The following is a 16858-nucleotide window of genomic DNA, read 5'->3' as shown; positions in this document are numbered from 1 at the left end:
GCCACCGTGAATGTTCAGGAAGAAAACGAACCCTACGACGACATCAATATCACGCCAATGCTCGACCTGGCGTATGTGTTGCTGGTTATCTTTATCATCATGACCACGGCAAGCGTGCAGGGCATTGCAGTCAACCTTCCCAAGGCAAGCTCGACGCCGAGCCTGGCAAAACCCCAGACCAAGGCAATCACCATTACCGGGGACGGCGCTATTTTCCTGGATACCTACCCGGTGACGATGGATCAGCTGGAATCCACCCTGTTGCAGTACAAGGCGGTCAATCCTCAATTGCCGGTTGTGGTCAAGGGTGATTCCGCCGTCCAGTACCAGTTGGTGGTCAATGTCCTCGACCTGCTGGGAAGGCTTGATATCACCCAGGTCGGACTGGTGACACAGAAGCTTGTCAAGTAACGCCTGTGTCTACGCTGCGAAAATATCTGCCTCGCACGATAGGCGTGATGCTGGTGGCGGGCGTGGGGGTTGTAGCGGTGCTGACTGTCCAGGATTTCCTGGATGAAAAGCCGGGCCGCTCACAGAAGAAAATACAGCAAATCACCCTGCTGAAACCACCCCCGCCACCGCCGCCTCCGCCAAAAATCGAGCAGCCACCCGAGCCGGAGCTCGAGGACCAGGTGACAACGCCGGAGCTCGATGAACCGGAGCCGCTTCCGGAAATCGCCGATGAGCCACCGGCCGGAGAGGCGCTGGGCGTGGATGCCGAGGGTACCGGGGCGGGTGACGGTTTTGGCCTGGTGGGCAAGAAGGGTGGAAGGGGGTTGTTAAACGGCGCAGGCAGTCCCGCCATGTATTACGCCACCCAGTTGCAGCGTCGCATCGAGGATGTGTTTGCCGAGCACAAGGAAATGCGTCGCAAGGCGTACTCGGTTGTGGCCGGAATCTGGATCGGGCGGGACGGAAGCATCCTGCGTGTCGAGCTGGATAATTCGACCGGTGACAGCAGCATGGACGAGGCGCTGAAAGACATCATCGAGCAGATTCAGGCGCTGGCTGTTGCCCCGCCACCTGATATGCCTCAGCCGGTACGAATGCGTATCAGCTCCACGCTTTAAGGATGCTCTGACTAATTCGAAACCGTCATCCCGGCGCAGGCCGGAATCCAGAACATTCAACACCCTGGATCCCGGCCTGCGCCGGGATGACGAATTCATCAGGCATTACTTTAAGTGTGTGTGCGGCCGGATAACACAACGATTGATTCAGGAGAGACCTGTAATGAAAACAATGCCGGGGATGCTGCTGGCGGCATCAATAGTGGCTGTATCGATGGCAGGCAGCAATGCGCATGCCGACGAGAAGGGTGACCTTCTGCTGTTGAAAAACACCACGTTGAACCTGATTGAGGCGCTGGTGGAACAGGGTGTGCTGGATCGCGAGCAGGCAGACCGGCTGATTGCCAATGCGCAGGAGAAGGCGCGCGAGGAAGTCCGTCGAAATGAGCGCGCCGCGCTGAACAACGAACGCCGGGTCGTGCGCGTTCCCTACGTGCCGGAGTTTGTCCGCGAGGAAATCCGGCAGCAGATCGAGGCGGGTGTGCGTGAAAAGGTTGTCGAGGATGTCATGGCCCAGGCAAAGCAGGAACGCTGGGGGATGCCCGATGCCCTGCCGGAGTGGATGTCCCGCATCAAGTTCAAGGGCGATATTCGCCTGCGCGCCCAGCAGGACCTGTTCAGCTCGGACAATGTGGATTTTTCCCACATCGACTTCCTGAAAAGTAACGAAGACGGCGCCTTGTCCCTGCTCAACACGACCCGGGACCGCAGCCGTGCAAGAATACGTTTGCGCATTGGCATGGATGCCAGGGTGACGACCAATCTCAAGACAGGCATACGCCTCGCAACCGGGAGTTTCAATGATCCTGTGTCGACCAATCAAACACTGGGGAATTACAACAGTGCTGACAGGCTGGTGCTGGATCGCGCGTACCTGCAATACAAGGGACATGATGCAGACAGCTATCACTGGATGACGCTGACCGGGGGGCGCATGCCCAACCCCTGGTTCTCAACCGATCTGGTTTGGGACAGGGATCTGAACTTCGACGGGTTCTCCGCCAGCTTCCGGCATAACCTCGGCGGCGCAGGCACTCTTTACAGTATCGATGAGCAGGACAGCACCCTGTTTGCCACAGTGGGGGCGTTTTCCCTGCAGGAGGTTGAGCTCAGCAGCAGTGATAAATGGTTGTTTGGCGCGCAGATCGGTTACCGGAAAGTGTTCGAGGACCAGTCCTCGTTGCGTATCGGCCTGGCGTATTACGACTATGAAAATATTGTCGGAAAGCGAAACTCCCTCGACAGCAGGCTGACGGATTATACGGCACCGGAATTCATGCAGCGGGGCAACAGCCTGTTCGAAATCAGTAACGACACGGGCGGTTCCCTGCGGCGCTTCGGGCTGGCATCTGACTACGATATCCTTGACCTGACGGTTCGTTACGATCTGGCACGGTTTGCACCGGTACACTGGATCGTGACTGGCAGCTATGTGAAGAATATCGGCTATGACGAGGATGAAATCCGCAAGCGTACCAACGGGCAGATGTTCGTGAACAGTACGCTGTTCACCGAGGACCCTTCAAAAGACAAAACGGAAGGTTATACGCTGAAGCTGGCGGTCGGCTGGCCATCGACCTACGAACGCCGCAGCTGGCAGGTGTTTATGTCTTACCGTTACCTGGAACGTGACGCCGTCCTGGATGCATTTACCGACTCGGACTTTTTCCTCGGCGGGACAAATTCAAAGGGCTGGATTATCGGCGCAAGTTACGCCATCAACGATTTTACCTGGTTGAAGGCGCGTTACCTGTCGGCGGACGAGATCGATGGTCCACCGCTGGGTATCGATGTACTGCAATTCGATCTGAACGCAAAGTTCTGACGGGGGATTGATTATGCCAAAACGTTACATGAGGATGTTACCGGTGCTGTTTTCCCTGCTGGCCTGCAGTCTGCCGGTTCAGGCGGAACGGCGTGAAGACGGCGCGGCCGACGCCATGCGCAAGGCCCAGATCATGATGCGCAGGCTTTCGGTGGAAAAGGACAAGCTGCAGGCGGAAAACGCAAAGCTCACGGCACATATCGGTGAACTGGAAGGCAGGGTTTCCGAGCTTGAATCGGGGCTGGAAAAGACCGCCCGGAAACTCGGCAAGGCCAAAAAGAACAACACCCGGCTGGTGGGTCGTATTCGCAGCGACTCCGACAAGTACAGGCAGTTGCTCGAAAAGTACAGGGAGGTCAGGCAGACGCTGAAGCGTTCATTGCAGGATAACGTCCTGCTGGTGAACGCGGTTCAGGAACGGAGCCAGTGGACGGAGCAGTGCCGTGCCCGGAATGAGGAACTGTTCAGGGCCGGCCTGGAAGTGCTCGATCGCTACAGGAATAAAACACTGGCCGAGGTTATACGGGATAAAGAGCCGCTGCTGGGTCTGGCGCGTGTAGAACTTGAATCCGAAGTCCAGGACTACCGGTTTCGTCTTGAAGACCTGACGGTAACGCCCTTCACGCCGTCGACAACCCTGCCTTCACAGGCCAGTAGCAGTATATCTTCCCGTCTTTCCTCGTCCCCTTGATAGCCCTGCTTGCCGTGCCTTGCTGACGGAGCGCTGCGCAAGCAGGCCGTATTCCGTGCTAGTATCATGGCCAGCGCATCCGGGGTACGTGTATTGGTGGCTTCGAATATCACTAACGAAGTGTCAGGCAGTGAATTACTGGCTGCTGTCGACCTCGGTTCAAACAGTTTTCACATGATCGTGGCGCGTTTCGCCAACGGTCACATTCAGGTCATCGACCGGTTACGGGAAATGGTTCGCCTGCGGGCCGGTATCGGCAGGGATCGAAAACTCGGTATAGAGGCGCAGCAGCGTGCACTGGAATGCCTGCAACGCTTCGCGCAGCGACTGGAAGATATCCCGCCCCGGAATGTACGTGTTGTTGGAACCAACACACTGCGTATCGCCAGGAAATCCTCGAAGTTTATCAGCCGGGCGGAGCATATCCTGGGTAATCCCATACAGGTTATTTCCGGTATCGAGGAGGCGCGCCTGATTTATCTTGGTGTCGCCCACAGCCTGGCGGAAAACGGTATGCAACGCCTGGTCATCGATATCGGTGGCGGCAGTACGGAAATCGTTATAGGGAAGCAGTTTGTCCCCGCTCTCATGGAAAGTCTGCCGTTCGGCTGTGTGAGTGTAACCGGGCAATTCTTTGCCGATGGCAGGATCACCAAAAAGCGGCTCAACGCGGCAAGTCTCGCCATTGGTCTCGAAATGGAAGACATCGCCCAGCGTTTTAAACTCAAGGGCTGGGATAACGCAGTCGGTTCCTCCGGCACCAATCGTGCCATCGCCCGGGTACTGGAAGCAAAGGGCTGGTCATCCGGTGGCATCACGCGCGCCGCCCTGGCGCAGTTGCGCAATTACCTGGTTGACGCCGGTTCAATAGACAATATCCGGCTGGACGGCCTGGGTGAAAACCGGCACCCGGTGTTCGTGGGTGGATTTGTGATACTGGAAAGCATGTTCAGGATGCTGGGACTGGAAGAAATCAGCGTATCCGACGGCGCTGTCCGGGAGGGGCTGATCTATGACCTGGCAGGAAAGATCACTCACGAGGACGTGCGCGAGAATACCGTCCGGCGATTGATGGAAAAGTACCAGGTACGGCAACAGCATGCCCGCAATGTCGAAGCCACGGCTGTGGCGATTTTCGAGCAGGTTGCCGGTGACGGGTCGGCGGGCAATGACGATGCCCGGTTCCTGCTGAAGTGGGCCGCACTCCTGCACGAAATCGGTCTCGCGATTGCGCATGATGATTACCCTATTCATGGCGCTTACCTGGCGGAACACTCTGACTTGCCGGGCTTCTCGCTACAGGAGCAGCAGTTCCTGGCGTTACTGATACGGACGCACCGGCGCAAGCTGACCGAGGAGCATTTTTTATCGATCGGTGAAGACAGGGCGCAACTTGCCATGCGCTTGTGCATCATCCTCAGGCTGGCTGTTATCCTCAACCGGAGTCACACGGGCAGTACATTGCCTGAATTTGATGTGGTGGTCGATAAACAGACACTGACCATGACGTTTCCACATGGCTGGCTGGCGGGGCATGCGCTGACCTTCGCGGACCTGGAAAAGGAGACCCGCTATCTGAAGAAAATCGGCTACCGGTTACAGCTCATGGACGCTGGCGGGGCTGGCTGAAGCGTTGCCCGCCGCTGGTTTCAGCGGCAAATTTCTCCAGCAGGCTGTGCTGGGCATCGCGCGGCTTCTGGTTGCCGGGTTTCAGCTGCCGATAGCTTCCGTCAGGCTGTAGTACCCACGCATGGGTATTATCCGAGAGATAACACATCAGGCCATCATCGATCAGGGTCTTTTTCAGCGCCTTGTCCTCGATCGGGAAACACACTTCCACCCGGCGAAAGAAGTTGCGGTCCATCCAGTCGGCGCTGGCGCAGAACAGCTTCGGTTCATCGATGTTCTGGAAATAGAAAATCCTTGAATGCTCCAGGAAGCGGCCAACAATGGAGCGTACCGTGATGTTTTCGGAGATGCCGGCAACACCGGGTTTCAGGCGGCAGATCCCGCGTACAATCAGGTCGATTTTAACCCCGGCCTGCGAGGCTGCGTAGAGTTTACGGATAATACCGGACTCGACCAGTGCATTGATCTTGACAATGATTCTGGCCGGCTTGCCGTTTTTTGCATTGTCGGCTTCCTGCCGGATCATGGCGACCAGTGACTTCTCCAGGGTAAACGGCGATTGCAATAATTTTTTCAGTTTGGTGGCCTTGCCCAGCCCGGTCAGTTGCAGGAAGATCCTGTTGACGTCTTCCCCCATCTCCTTGTCGCAGGACATCAGGCCGTAGTCCGTATAGCTGCGCGCTGTACCGGCGTGGTAATTCCCTGTCCCGAGATGGATGTAACGCTGAATCTTCCTGCCTTCCCTGCGCACGATCAGGATCATTTTTGCATGGGCTTTATAGCCAACCACGCCGTACACGACGTGCGCGCCGGCCTCCTGCAGGCGTGAGGCAAGTTCGATGTTTTCAGCTTCATCGAAGCGGGCGCGCAGTTCGACCACGACAGTCACTTCCTTGCCCGTTTTCGCGGCATCGACCAGCGCATCGACCAGCGGGGATTTGGCCCCGGTGCGATACAGGGTTTGCTTGATAGCCAGTACCGACGGGTCGGCGGCAGCCTGTTTCAGCAGGTTGACAACCGGCGCGAAGGATTCGAACGGGTGGTGTAACAGAATATCGCCCTGCTGCAGTACCTCAAAGATATTCTCGTTGCCGCGCAGCCGCTTCGGGGTGCCGGGTGTGAATGGCGGATACTTCAGTTCCGGTCTGTCCACCAGGTCGTAGATTGCCATCAGGCGGTTCAGGTTCACCGGGCCGTTGACCTGGTAGAGGTCTTCATTTTTCAGTCTGAATTTGCTCAGCAGGAATTTGCTGGCCTCATCGGTACAGGTGTCGGCGACTTCGAGGCGAACAGCATCTGTCAGGCGGCGTGATGACAGCTCACCCTTGATGGCGCCCATCAGGTCATCCACCTCCTCCTCATCGACAAACAGGTCGTTGTCGCGCGTCACCCTGAACTGGTAACAGCCGGTCACGTTCATGCCCGGAAACAGATCGCTGATATGGGTGTGGATAATGGAGCTGAGAAACACGAAGGTGTCTTCCTCGTCCTGCGTGGAAGGCACGCGGATCAGGCGGGGCAGACTGCGTGGCGCCTGTACGATGGCGAGCCGGGTGTCGCGCCCGAAAGCGTCCTTGCCTTCGAGCGAAATAATGAAATTCAGGCTTTTATTGACAACGCGGGGGAACGGGTGCGCCGGGTCCAGGCTCAGCGGACTGAGCACGGGCAGCAGTTCACTGGTAAAAAACCGCTTGACCCAGGCGGCCTGTTTCTCGTCCCATTTTTCGCGCCGTATCAGGTGGATCTTGTGCCGGGCCAGTTCCGGTATCAGCACCGAGTTGAGCACTTCGTACTGCTTTTCAACCAGCTTGTGGGACTCCTCGCTGATTTTTTGCAGGTATTCTTCCGGGGTGATGTCATTTTCACCGCCGCTGGTGGATTCCAGTGCGGCCCGGTGTTTCAGGCCTGCAACCCGGATCTGGAAATATTCGTCCAGGTTGGAGCTGCTGATGCACAGGAAGCGCACCCGCTCCAGCAGGGGGGTTGAGTCATCGCTTGCCTGCGCCAGCACGCGGTGCTGGAACTGCAGCAGGCTCAGTTCACGTCTGAAATAACAGTCGGATTGTTTCGGGTCGATAGCATCCATCACACCAGTATACCGCCTGAATGTGACAAAAAGGTTACCCGGTGTCCGGGCGCAACACGGCATCGCCGGGCTGTCACTGCCGCATCTGTCGGGTTGCGAGGATGGTTTCCTGGTAGAAGTCCGCAATCCGCAGCGTCATTTGCCGGGCAGACCACTTTTGTGCGTGGCTTTTTCCGATTCTTCCCGCTGCAAGCCGTTGTTCCGGGTCGGCGAAAAGCCGCAGAACGGTTTCCGCAAACGCGCTGGCGTCGCCTTCGACCACTTGCGCACCCGAGTCAGGTGTCAGGACTTCCGCGGCGCCCATTTCAGCATACCCCACAACCGGCAGGCCCAGTGCCATCGCTTCCAGCAGTACCAGCCCCTGGGTTTCGGTTTTCGACGGGAACACGAACATGTCGCCGGCACAGAAGCAGTCCCACAGTGCCTGTCCGCGTGGCAGGTAGCCGACAAACAGTACATGGCCTGACAACTCCATGCGTCGGGAGCGTTTTTCCAGCGAATCCCTGGCGGGTCCCTCCCCGGCGAGGATTAGCAGTACATCCGGCAGGCTGCGCCTGACCTGTGCCAGCACGTCAAGTAACAGGTCGATGTTTTTTTCATGGGCGACACGCCCGACATAGACCATGGTGGGGCGGGTCAGGTCTATTTTGTGCTGTTCGAGGAACCTGCGGCGATCGCCGCTGGAAAATTCATCCAGCTCGAGTCCGGTTGGCGCGACACGCATGCGGGAAGTGATGCCGTAGGACCTGAGTGATGTGGTGATGGCATGTGACGGCGCGATAAAGCCATTAATGCCGGTGCTCAGGTATCTGGCGACAGCGCGTGCCAGGGCCCTGCCGGCAGAGCGCGGCAATACAGGCAGGTAGTGCTGGACGTATTCCTCAAAATGCGTGTGGTAGGTTTCAACGGCGGGGATACTCCATTGCCGGGCCAGCCGGGTACCGAAGCGGTGTGCGGAAAACGGTGTGTGTATATGGATAATGTCGTAGTCCTGCGGGTTGAGCGCTTTCTCCAGCTCGCGCAGGGCGGATGACTTGATCAGGTAATCCTCGGGATCGAACGGTATCTGTCTGGCCGCCAGCCGGTAAACGCTTGCATCGGTTTCACGGTGACCGGGGTAAGCGGGGGCAACCAGCGTGGTGCGATGTCCCAGGCGGTGCAGCGCGTTGCGCGTGGTGGCGATTGACGTAGAAACCCCGTTGATGCGGGGCAGGCTGACGTCAGAGAGCATCAGAATATTCAAAATGCCACGGCTAGTGAACAGATTCGTCCGCCGTATCCGGCCGTGGCAGCCGCTCATCGGCTGTTTCATCGGTGTCCGGTAATTCACCCAGGATATATCCCCAGTGCACCAGCTTCAGTTCGCCTTCCAGCGTTTCAACCAGCGCACTGCAGCTTTCCACCCAGTCCCCGTCATTGCAGTATTGAATACCGTTGATCTCGCGAATCTCGGCCTTGTGTATGTGGCCACAGATAACGCCATCCAGGTTCCTGTTCAGGGCTTCCGTGCTGACGGCCTCTTCATAGTTTTCGATAAACTTGACGGCGTTTTTTACCTTCTGCTTGAGATAGGCCGACAACGACCAGTAAGGATACCCCAGGCGTTGCCGGGCGGCGTTGTACCAGCTGTTTAATACCAGTGCGAAATCATAGGAGCGGCTGCCGAGCACAGCGAGCCATTTTGCGCAGGTCACTATGCCGTCGAATTCGTCGCCGTGCAGTACCAGGTAGCGCTTGCCGGTCAGTGTCGAGTGAATCGCCTGGCGCTGCACGCGTATCCCGCCAAACAGGTGTTCGACATAGTGGCGCGCAAATTCATCGTGGTTGCCGGGGACGTAGGTTATCCGGGTGCCCTTGCGCGACTTGCGCAGGATTTTCTGGATGACGTCATTATGCGCCTGGCTCCAGTACCAGCTGCGCTTGAGGCTCCAGCCGTCAATGATGTCACCCACCAGGTACAGGTATTCCGATTCGTTGTGGCGAAAGAAATCAAGCAGGAATTCAGCCTTGCAGCCTTTGGTTCCCAGGTGAATATCGGAAATCCAGATTGACCGGTAGCGGTTCATGACTGTCATACGCTATCCATACAGGACAATTTGTTTATTGTAGGAGCAGGGAAATGACCTCATTGTGACCGGCGGGTTACTGTCTTGTGACAGCGTTGCGCGTAATTCATAGTGAACAATTCTCTGGCGTGTGCGTGCAGGTGTTCGCCAGGGCACCGAAACAGCCAGTGATTTCGGGAACCGGACTGTGACTTCAGGTACCGGCGCAGGAGTTTTCCGGGCATGGGGTTACGGGTACCAGGTTATTGACGAACTGCTGTGTGGCGGCCTGCCATGAGTACTTCAATGCCGTCGCGCGACATGGGCGGGGGTCCATATCCAGTGCCCCCAGTGCCGCGCTGCGCAGGTCTTCGTCGAGTACGCCTGTGACACCTGGCGTCACAAGGTCGACAGGTCCTGTGACCGGGAAGGCGGCTACCGGCAGTCCGCACGCCATGGCTTCCAGCAACACCAGCCCGAATGTATCGGTACGACTGGGGAATACAAATACATCGGCGCTGGCAAGATACGTGGCCAGTTGTTCTCCGAACAGGTAGCCCGGGAAGACAGTGTCGGGATACTGCGTTTTCAGGCGGGCCAGTGCCGGGCCGTCACCGATCACGCATTTTGTTCCCGGCAGATCCAGTGACAGGAACGCTTCGATGTTCTTTTCGACAGCGACGCGACCCAGGTAGACGAATACCGGGTGCGCCAGACCGGTATCGGTTCGCCGCTCGGGTGTGAAGAGTTCGGTGTCAACGCCACGTGACCAGCGGGACAGGCGGGTGAAGCCATGTTGACGCAAAATATTCTCCTGGCTCGGTGTCGCGACCATGGTGCATGCGGCCGCATTGTGGAACCTGCGCATCAGGGCATAGGAAAATGCCAGCGGGACAGGCACCCTTTTCCTGACGTATTCCGGAAACCGGGTGTGATACGAGGTGGTGAAGGCGAGGTTGTTTTTCAGACAGAAGGCTCTTGCCGCAAGCCCGAGCGGGCCTTCCGTCGCGATATGAATGTGGTCGGGCTGCAGTGCTTCCAGCTGTTTGCGAAGTTTCCCACCGGCATTCAGGGCCAGGCGGATTTCCGGGTAGGTCGGGCAGGGAATGGTGTGATGCTGATCCGGCGTCAGCATGTCGACCTGGTGGCCGAGTTCGCCAAGAACCTGCTGGGTGCGCCTCAGGGTGTGCACCACGCCGTTGACCTGCGGAGACCATGCGTCGCTCACAATCGCAATCTTTGTTTTACACATTTGTCTGGCGAGGCGCCCGATGTCGGAAACAGACGCCATTATCAGTGTGAAATATGACGGTTTTATGTTTGTCCGGGCCACTCATGGCAGGCATGTTCCGCTGGTTTCATCGGGAAAACGCTGCCCGTGACGATTTAGCTATTGGCGGGCACAGGGCGTGAGGGTATAGTGCGCTTTCGATCTCGCGCTGCCGCGGGAGAGAGCCGGCCCAGCCGGCCGCCGAAGGCGCAACCCGCCCGGAATCGCTCAGGCAAAAGGACCGTGGCAGCAGGCATTCAGCCGGATTGACTCTGGAGAGCGGCCATATCGGCCCACCGAAGGGGACGGCAGCCCGTGGCTGCTCACACTCTCAGGTTACCGGACAGAGGGGCGACGGATCTACCAGCCGTCGTTCCGGATGTTGCCGGGCGGCATGACAGCCAACGCTTTCAGAATTGCAGAGTCAGTTATGGGAAACAGAACCCCCCTGTACGAATCACACAAGGCCATGGGCGCGAAGCTGGTGGATTTTGCCGGCTGGGATATGCCGGTCCACTATGGCTCACAGCTCGAAGAGCATCACACGGTGCGTCGCGACGCGGGCATGTTCGATGTGTCGCACATGACGGTCGTCGACCTGCACGGTGAAAAGACCCGCGATTTTCTGCGCTACCTGCTGGCCAACAACATCGACAAGTTGCAGGAACCCGGCAAGGCGCTGTACAGCTGTCTGCTCAACGAGCAGGGGCATGTGCTGGATGACCTCATCGTATACTTCCTCACCGAGAATAATTTCCGCCTGGTGGTGAATTCCGCCACGCGGGAAAAAGACCTGGCATGGATTGGCAAGCAGGCGGCCGGCTTCGATGTGCAGGTGATCGAGCAACCGCAGCTGGCAATGATTGCGGTACAGGGACCGAACGCGCGCGAAAAGACGCTGTCGCTGTTCAATGCGGCGCAACGCAGGCTGATTGAAGGGCTGGGTCTGTTCTTCGGCGTGGAGGTCGACGACTGGTTTGTCGCGCGCACCGGGTACACCGGTGAAGACGGTTTTGAAATCATGCTGCCGGATGTCGAGGCGCCGGCCTTCTGGCAGGCGCTGGCCGATGCCGGTGTGCAGCCCTGTGGCCTGGGCTGCCGCGACACCCTGCGCCTGGAAGCCGGTATGAACCTGTACGGCGCCGACATGGATGAAAGCGTCAGCCCGCTGGTGTCCGGCCTGGGCTGGACCATTGGCTGGCAGCCGGAAGAGCGCGATTTTATCGGCCGCAAGGCGCTGGAAGCCGAGCGTGAAGCGGGTCCGAAGCAGAAACTTGTCGGCCTGCTGCTGGAAGGCCGTGGTGTATTGCGCGGTCACCAGAAGGTGGTGGTCGACGGCCAGCCCGGTGAGACAACCAGTGGCAGCTTCTCGCCAACGCTGGGGCGTTCTATTGCGCTGGCGCGCGTACCGGCTAATATCGGTGACAGTTGCCAGGTCGGGATTCGCGGCAAGCTGCTCGACTGCAAGGTCGTCAAGCCACCGTTCGTGCGTAACGGCAAGGCGCAAATCGAGCTGGACTGAAACCACAGTATTTTCTTTTTCAAGAGGAACACACAATGAGCGAAGTGCCGGGTGATCTGAGATACAGCACGAGTCACGAGTGGGTGCGGGTGAACGAGGATGGCACGGTTACGACCGGCATCAGTGATCACGCGCAGGAACAGCTGGGCGACCTGGTGTTCGTCGAGTTGCCGGAAATCGATCACGAGATGGAAGCGGAAGAAGCCTGTGCCGTGGTCGAGTCGGTCAAGGCGGCGTCGGATGTGTACGCGCCCATTGCCGGCACCGTGGTCGAGGTCAACGAGGAGCTGGCCGATGCGCCGGAGGCCGTCAACCAGGATCCCTACGGGGCCGGCTGGCTGATGCGTATTCAACCCTCCAGCGTGGATGACGTGGATCGCCTCATGAGTCCCGAAGAGTACCAGGAATATATCGAGTCAGAGTAAAAACCCATGCCGTTTGTCCCCCATACCGAAGACGATATCCACGCTATGCTGAACACCATCGGCGTGTCCGATATCGAAGACCTGTTCGACGAAATTCCGCAACACCTGCGCTGTGGCACGCTGGAAGGCATTCCGCAGGGCATGAGTGAACAGGAAATCAGCCGGCTGATGCACGAGCGTGCTTCAAAGGATGGGCAGCCGTTGTGCTTTATCGGCGCGGGCGCCTACCAGCACCATATTCCGGCGGCGGTGTGGGAACTGGTCACGCGAGGCGAGTTTTACAGCGCCTACACGCCCTACCAGGCGGAGGCCAGCCAGGGCACGTTGCAACTGGTCTATGAGTTCCAGACCATGATGACGGAACTGATGGCGATGGATGTGTCCAATGCGTCGTTGTATGACGGCGCCTCGGCGCTGGCCGAAGCCGTGCTGATGGCGATTCGCGCCAACCGCAAATCAAAATCACGGCGCATCCTGATGCCGACCAATGTACACCCGGCCTATCGCGCCACCACGCGAACCATTGTCACCAACCAGGGCATCGAACTGGTGGAGGTGCCGTTCGATAACGAAGGTGGTCACGTTACCCTGGACAGTCTCGAAGCCTACAGCGGTGAGGACATCGCGGCACTGGTGATTGCCCAGCCCAACTTCTTCGGTGTGCTGGAAGATGTCGATGCGCTGACCGACTGGGCGCACGCCAATGGTGTCATGGTGATTGCCGTCGCCAACCCGGTTGCCGCGGCATTACTCAAGCCGCCGGGGCAGTGGGGCGGGACCGGTGCCGACATCGCGGTCGGCGAAGGTCAGCCACTGGGTGTGCCATTGTCATCGGGTGGCCCTTATTTCGGGTTTATGTGTGTGCGCCAGAACTTCGTGCGGCAGATGCCCGGGCGTATTGTCGGCCGTACCGTCGACCGTGACGGTCGCGAAGGTTTTACCCTGACCCTGCAGGCGCGTGAACAGCATATCCGCCGTTCCAAAGCGACCTCGAACATCTGTACCAACCAGGGGCTGCTGGTCACGGCCGCAACGATTCACATGAGCCTGCTGGGCGCCGAAGGCCTGCGCCGCGTGGCGCAGGCCAGTCACGCCAACACCCGCAAACTGGTGGACAAGCTCAGTAATGATCATATCCAGCCGCGCTTCAACCGCCCGTTCTTCCACGAGGCGGTATTGACCACAGACCTGTCCCTGAAGCGTTTGCTGCGGCCGCTGTACGCACACAACCTGCAACCCGGCTATGTATTGACTGATGACTACCCGGAACTGGGCGAGTCAATGCTGGTGTGCGCAACGGAAACCAAAACCGACGCAGACCTGGAGCGGTTTGCCGGTCACATGGCGCGTGCTATCGAAAAACAAACCACCACCGGATGCCCGGTGCAGCCAAAAATGGCCTGACACGACGAGGAGAGGAAACATGGCGACAATTACCCTGCAAGGAAATGAAATCCACACCAATGGTGAGCTTCCGGCGGTCGGCAGCGACGCGCCCGACTTCCACCTGGTGGATGCCGAGTTGAACGACAAGCACCTTTCTGATTACGCCGGCAAGAAGATTCTCATGAATATCGTGCCGAGTCTCGATACCCCGGTATGCGCGACCTCGACGAAGAAGTTCAACGAGGCAGCGGCTGGCAAGGACAATGTGGTGATGCTGGTGATCGCCGCTGACCTGCCATTTGCCATGAGCCGGTTCTGTGGCGCGGAAAACGTCGATACTGTGATCCCCCTGTCGATGATGCGTTCGCGCAACTTCGCCAAGGACTATGGTGTGCTGATCGAGGATGGCCCGCTGGCGGGTATTACCGCGCGCGCCATTGTTGTCATCGATGAAAACGGCAAGGTGGTCTATACCGAGATGGTGCCGGAAATTGCCCAGGAGCCAGACTACGACAAGGCGCTGGCTGCGCTTTAACACACCGGAAAACGCTGGTTGAACCGTCATGCCGGCGCAGGCTGGCATCCGCTGGTTTGAAGTCCTGGATTCCGGCCTGCGCCGGCATGACGTTAGAAGCCGGTACGAGGTTGAGAAGCCAGAATGATGCCTGACAATATTTACGAGTCACAATGATGTTGATATTTGAACATTCCCGCCCCGGACGGCGCGCCACGGTACAGGCCCCTGATCTCGACGGCGTGAAAAACGACCTGCCCGCCGAACTGTTGCGCGAAGACCGGCCGGGTTTACCGGAAGTGTCGGAAATGCAGGTGGTGCGGCATTACACAAAGCTGTCGCAGAAAAATTTTTCCATCGACACCCAGTTTTACCCGCTGGGTTCCTGCACCATGAAATACAACCCGCGTGCCTGCAACACCCTGGCGATGCTGCCGGGCATACTGGCGCGACACCCGCTGGCGCCGGCCAGCGAAGGGCAGGGTGCGCTGGCCTGTCTCTATGAGTTGCAGGAAATGCTCAAGGAAGTGACCGGGATGAAAACCGTGTCGCTGACACCGGCGGCCGGCGCACAGGGCGAGTTTGCCGGTGTGGCCATGATTCGTGCCTATCACGATGCAAGGAATGACACGGCGCGCGACGAAATCCTGGTACCGGACGCGGCGCACGGCACCAACCCGGCCACGGCAACCATGTGTGGCTACAAGGTGCGCGAGATCCCCACGCTGGACAACGGTGACGTGGATGTCGATGCGCTGCGCGAAGCCGTTGGAGAACACACCGCCGGTATTATGCTGACCAACCCGTCGACACTGGGCGTGTTCGAGCGGCGTATCAAGGAGATTGCCGACATCGTGCACCAGGCCGGTGGCCTGCTGTACTACGATGGCGCCAACCTCAACGCTATTCTCGGCAAGGTGCGGCCGGGTGATATGGGTTTTGATGTGATCCACATGAACCTGCACAAGACCTTCTCCACGCCACACGGCGGGGGTGGGCCGGGTGCCGGTCCGGTCGGTGTCGGCGAGCGGCTGGAACCTTTCCTGCCGGTGCCAATGGTCGGTTACGACGGTGACGAGTATTACTGGATCACCGAAAAGGAACTGCCACAAACCATTGGTCGGCTTTCGGCCTTTATGGGTAACGCCGGCGTTTTGTTCCGCGCCTATATTTACGCCCGCATGCTCGGGCGCGAAGGCATGCACCGGGTCGCCGAGTTCGCCACACTCAATGCCAATTATTTGATGAAGCGACTGGAAACGGCGGGTTTTGAGCTGGCATTCCCGGAACGTCGCGCGACACACGAATTTATCGTGACGCTGAAAAAGCCGATGAAGGAATATCACGCCAGCGCCATGGATTTTGCCAAGCGTCTGCTCGACTACGGTTACCATGCGCCGACAACCTATTTTCCGTTGCTGGTGCCGGAATGCCTGCTCATCGAGCCAACCGAGACCGAGACCCGCGAGGAGCTGGACGGTTTTGTCGATGCCATGGCAAAAATACTCGAAGAAGCATCGAGTGATGTCGAAGTGCTTCACGAAGCGCCACACAGCCAGCCGGTGCGACGTCTTGACGAAGTGCGCGCAGCACGTGAGCTCGATCTGCGCTGGAAGGCGCAGGGCTGATGGGCAAGGCGGGAAATACCGGTATACGCCGTATTATCCGCGCCGCCGGTTTTTCCAGGAAGGGTTTCGTTTCCGTCTTCAGGAACGAGGCCGCCTTTCGCCAGGAGCTGGCGCTTACCCTGTTGCTGGTGCCGCTGGCATTCTGGCTCACGCAGGATGCTGTCGAGCGGGCGCTGATGGTGGGTTTCTGGTTGCTGGTACCCTTGACGGAAATGATCAATTCAGCCATTGAAGCCGTTGTCGATCGCATCAGCGACGAGTATCACCCACTGGCCGGTGTGGCCAAGGACGTGGGTTCTGCGTCGGTCGTGTATGCCATGCTGGTGGCCGCAGTCGTCTGGGGTATCCTGCTTTTTACCTGACCCCGTTTTCCTGTATGCCCGCCGTTGGGTTATCATGCCCGTTTATTTACGCCTCGTCATTCCGGCGCAGGCCGGAATCCACGCGATACTACGCCCTGGACGCCGACCTGCGGCGCCATGACGGAGCGATATAACTTCGGAGAAGCACGACATGTCGGCACTGATTTGCGGTTCCTTTGCGTTTGACACCATCATGGTGTTCCAGGACAAGTTCAAAAATCACATCCTGCCCGACAAGGTGCATATTCTGAATGTCGCTTTCCACGTACCGGAAATGCGCCGCGAGTTTGGTGGTTGTGCGGCGAATATAGCCTTCAACCTGAAACTGCTGGGTGGCGATCCGTTGCCGATGGGGACCGTCGGCAAGGACTTTGCGCCCTATGCCTCGTGGATGGACCAGTACAA

The 16858-nt window shown here is 58.3% G+C and carries 16 protein-coding genes and 2 riboswitches; of the genes, 12 read left to right on the top strand and 4 right to left on the bottom strand.

Annotated features, from left to right (window positions below):
- Positions 1 to 6: 6 nt before the first annotated feature.
- From ACW81B_RS00080 to ppx, 5 genes are all read left to right on the top strand, one after another.
- A complete protein-coding gene (locus ACW81B_RS00080) occupies positions 7 to 411 on the top strand; it encodes an ExbD/TolR family protein (protein ID WP_491578147.1) in 405 nt (134 codons plus the stop codon).
- Between the two features lie 5 nt (positions 412 to 416).
- Positions 417 to 1070 (top strand): TonB C-terminal domain-containing protein, encoded by a 654-nt coding sequence (locus ACW81B_RS00075; protein ID WP_491578146.1) that lies wholly within the window; start codon positions 417 to 419, stop codon positions 1068 to 1070.
- Between the two features lie 163 nt (positions 1071 to 1233).
- A complete protein-coding gene (locus ACW81B_RS00070) occupies positions 1234 to 2895 on the top strand; it encodes a putative porin (protein ID WP_491578145.1) in 1662 nt (553 codons plus the stop codon).
- Between the two features lie 13 nt (positions 2896 to 2908).
- Complete coding sequence (locus tag ACW81B_RS00065; RefSeq protein ID WP_491578144.1) at positions 2909 to 3586, top strand: hypothetical protein; 678 nt, start codon at positions 2909 to 2911, stop codon at positions 3584 to 3586.
- Positions 3587 to 3652: 66 nt separating this feature from the next.
- Positions 3653 to 5215 carry an exopolyphosphatase gene (gene ppx, locus ACW81B_RS00060; protein WP_491578143.1) on the top strand — a complete coding sequence of 521 codons (1563 nt, stop codon included), beginning with the start codon at positions 3653 to 3655 and terminating at the stop codon, positions 5213 to 5215.
- Here ppx and ppk1 read toward each other — a convergent pair.
- From ppk1 to ACW81B_RS00040, 4 genes are all read right to left on the bottom strand, one after another.
- Positions 5190 to 7301 carry a polyphosphate kinase 1 gene (gene ppk1, locus ACW81B_RS00055; RefSeq protein ID WP_491578165.1) on the bottom strand — a complete coding sequence of 704 codons (2112 nt, stop codon included), beginning with the start codon at positions 7299 to 7301 and terminating at the stop codon, positions 5190 to 5192. The genes ppx and ppk1 overlap by 26 nt on opposite strands.
- A gap of 73 nt (positions 7302 to 7374) precedes the next feature.
- Positions 7375 to 8532, bottom strand: coding sequence for a glycosyltransferase (locus tag ACW81B_RS00050; protein ID WP_491578142.1), 1158 nt, complete (start codon positions 8530 to 8532; stop codon positions 7375 to 7377).
- Between the two features lie 22 nt (positions 8533 to 8554).
- Positions 8555 to 9376, bottom strand: a complete 822-nt coding sequence (locus tag ACW81B_RS00045) for a UDP-2,3-diacylglucosamine diphosphatase (protein WP_491578141.1) — start codon at positions 9374 to 9376, stop codon at positions 8555 to 8557.
- A gap of 184 nt (positions 9377 to 9560) precedes the next feature.
- Positions 9561 to 10574, bottom strand: coding sequence for a glycosyltransferase family 4 protein (locus tag ACW81B_RS00040; RefSeq protein ID WP_491578140.1), 1014 nt, complete (start codon positions 10572 to 10574; stop codon positions 9561 to 9563).
- 207 nt (positions 10575 to 10781) lie between these two features.
- A riboswitch (glycine riboswitch) is annotated at positions 10782 to 10870 on the top strand.
- Positions 10871 to 10878: 8 nt separating this feature from the next.
- A riboswitch (glycine riboswitch) is annotated at positions 10879 to 10973 on the top strand.
- Positions 10974 to 11046: 73 nt separating this feature from the next.
- Between ACW81B_RS00040 and gcvT the strand changes: the two genes are divergently transcribed.
- The 7 genes from gcvT to ACW81B_RS00005 form a co-directional block, all read left to right on the top strand.
- Complete coding sequence (gene gcvT / locus ACW81B_RS00035; protein WP_491578139.1) at positions 11047 to 12138, top strand: glycine cleavage system aminomethyltransferase GcvT; 1092 nt, start codon at positions 11047 to 11049, stop codon at positions 12136 to 12138.
- 35 nt (positions 12139 to 12173) lie between these two features.
- The gene (gene gcvH, locus ACW81B_RS00030) at positions 12174 to 12563 is read left to right on the top strand and encodes a glycine cleavage system protein GcvH (protein ID WP_491578138.1); all 390 of its coding nucleotides are present in this window, start codon (positions 12174 to 12176) and stop codon (positions 12561 to 12563) included.
- Positions 12564 to 12569: 6 nt separating this feature from the next.
- Positions 12570 to 13967, top strand: coding sequence for an aminomethyl-transferring glycine dehydrogenase subunit GcvPA (gene gcvPA, locus ACW81B_RS00025; protein ID WP_491578137.1), 1398 nt, complete (start codon positions 12570 to 12572; stop codon positions 13965 to 13967).
- A gap of 19 nt (positions 13968 to 13986) precedes the next feature.
- A complete protein-coding gene (gene tpx, locus ACW81B_RS00020; protein ID WP_491578136.1) occupies positions 13987 to 14484 on the top strand; it encodes a thiol peroxidase in 498 nt (165 codons plus the stop codon).
- A gap of 155 nt (positions 14485 to 14639) precedes the next feature.
- Positions 14640 to 16091, top strand: coding sequence for an aminomethyl-transferring glycine dehydrogenase subunit GcvPB (gene gcvPB, locus ACW81B_RS00015; protein WP_491578164.1), 1452 nt, complete (start codon positions 14640 to 14642; stop codon positions 16089 to 16091).
- On the top strand, positions 16091 to 16453 hold the full coding sequence (locus tag ACW81B_RS00010) for a diacylglycerol kinase (protein WP_491578135.1): 363 nt from the start codon (positions 16091 to 16093) through the stop codon (positions 16451 to 16453). Before gcvPB ends, ACW81B_RS00010 begins: the two co-directional genes overlap by 1 nt.
- A gap of 151 nt (positions 16454 to 16604) precedes the next feature.
- Positions 16605 to 16858 (top strand): PfkB family carbohydrate kinase (locus tag ACW81B_RS00005; RefSeq protein WP_491578134.1); only part of this gene is annotated, 254 nt, incomplete at its 3' end.

The sequence above is a fragment of the Thiogranum sp. genome (assembly GCF_058323355.1).
Note: the sequence above shows the minus strand (reverse complement) of the source record. Positions and strands in the feature narration are given on the sequence as shown.

What these genes read in the sequence shown, in the direction of transcription:
- ACW81B_RS00010 (WP_491578135.1), top strand. Translation starts at nt 16,091, where the DNA reads ATGGGCAAGGCGGGAAATACCGGTATACGCCGTATTATCCGCGCCGCC.
- tpx (WP_491578136.1), top strand. Translation starts at nt 13,987, where the DNA reads ATGGCGACAATTACCCTGCAAGGAAATGAAATCCACACCAATGGTGAG.
- gcvH (WP_491578138.1), top strand. Translation starts at nt 12,174, where the DNA reads ATGAGCGAAGTGCCGGGTGATCTGAGATACAGCACGAGTCACGAGTGG.
- gcvPB (WP_491578164.1), top strand. Translation starts at nt 14,640, where the DNA reads ATGTTGATATTTGAACATTCCCGCCCCGGACGGCGCGCCACGGTACAG.
- gcvPA (WP_491578137.1), top strand. Translation starts at nt 12,570, where the DNA reads ATGCCGTTTGTCCCCCATACCGAAGACGATATCCACGCTATGCTGAAC.
- ACW81B_RS00045 (WP_491578141.1), bottom strand. Translation starts at nt 9,376, where the DNA reads ATGACAGTCATGAACCGCTACCGGTCAATCTGGATTTCCGATATTCAC.
- ppk1 (WP_491578165.1), bottom strand. Translation starts at nt 7,301, where the DNA reads ATGGATGCTATCGACCCGAAACAATCCGACTGTTATTTCAGACGTGAA.
- ACW81B_RS00050 (WP_491578142.1), bottom strand. Translation starts at nt 8,532, where the DNA reads ATGCTCTCTGACGTCAGCCTGCCCCGCATCAACGGGGTTTCTACGTCA.
- gcvT (WP_491578139.1), top strand. Translation starts at nt 11,047, where the DNA reads ATGGGAAACAGAACCCCCCTGTACGAATCACACAAGGCCATGGGCGCG.
- ACW81B_RS00065 (WP_491578144.1), top strand. Translation starts at nt 2,909, where the DNA reads ATGCCAAAACGTTACATGAGGATGTTACCGGTGCTGTTTTCCCTGCTG.
- ACW81B_RS00070 (WP_491578145.1), top strand. Translation starts at nt 1,234, where the DNA reads ATGAAAACAATGCCGGGGATGCTGCTGGCGGCATCAATAGTGGCTGTA.
- ppx (WP_491578143.1), top strand. Translation starts at nt 3,653, where the DNA reads ATGGCCAGCGCATCCGGGGTACGTGTATTGGTGGCTTCGAATATCACT.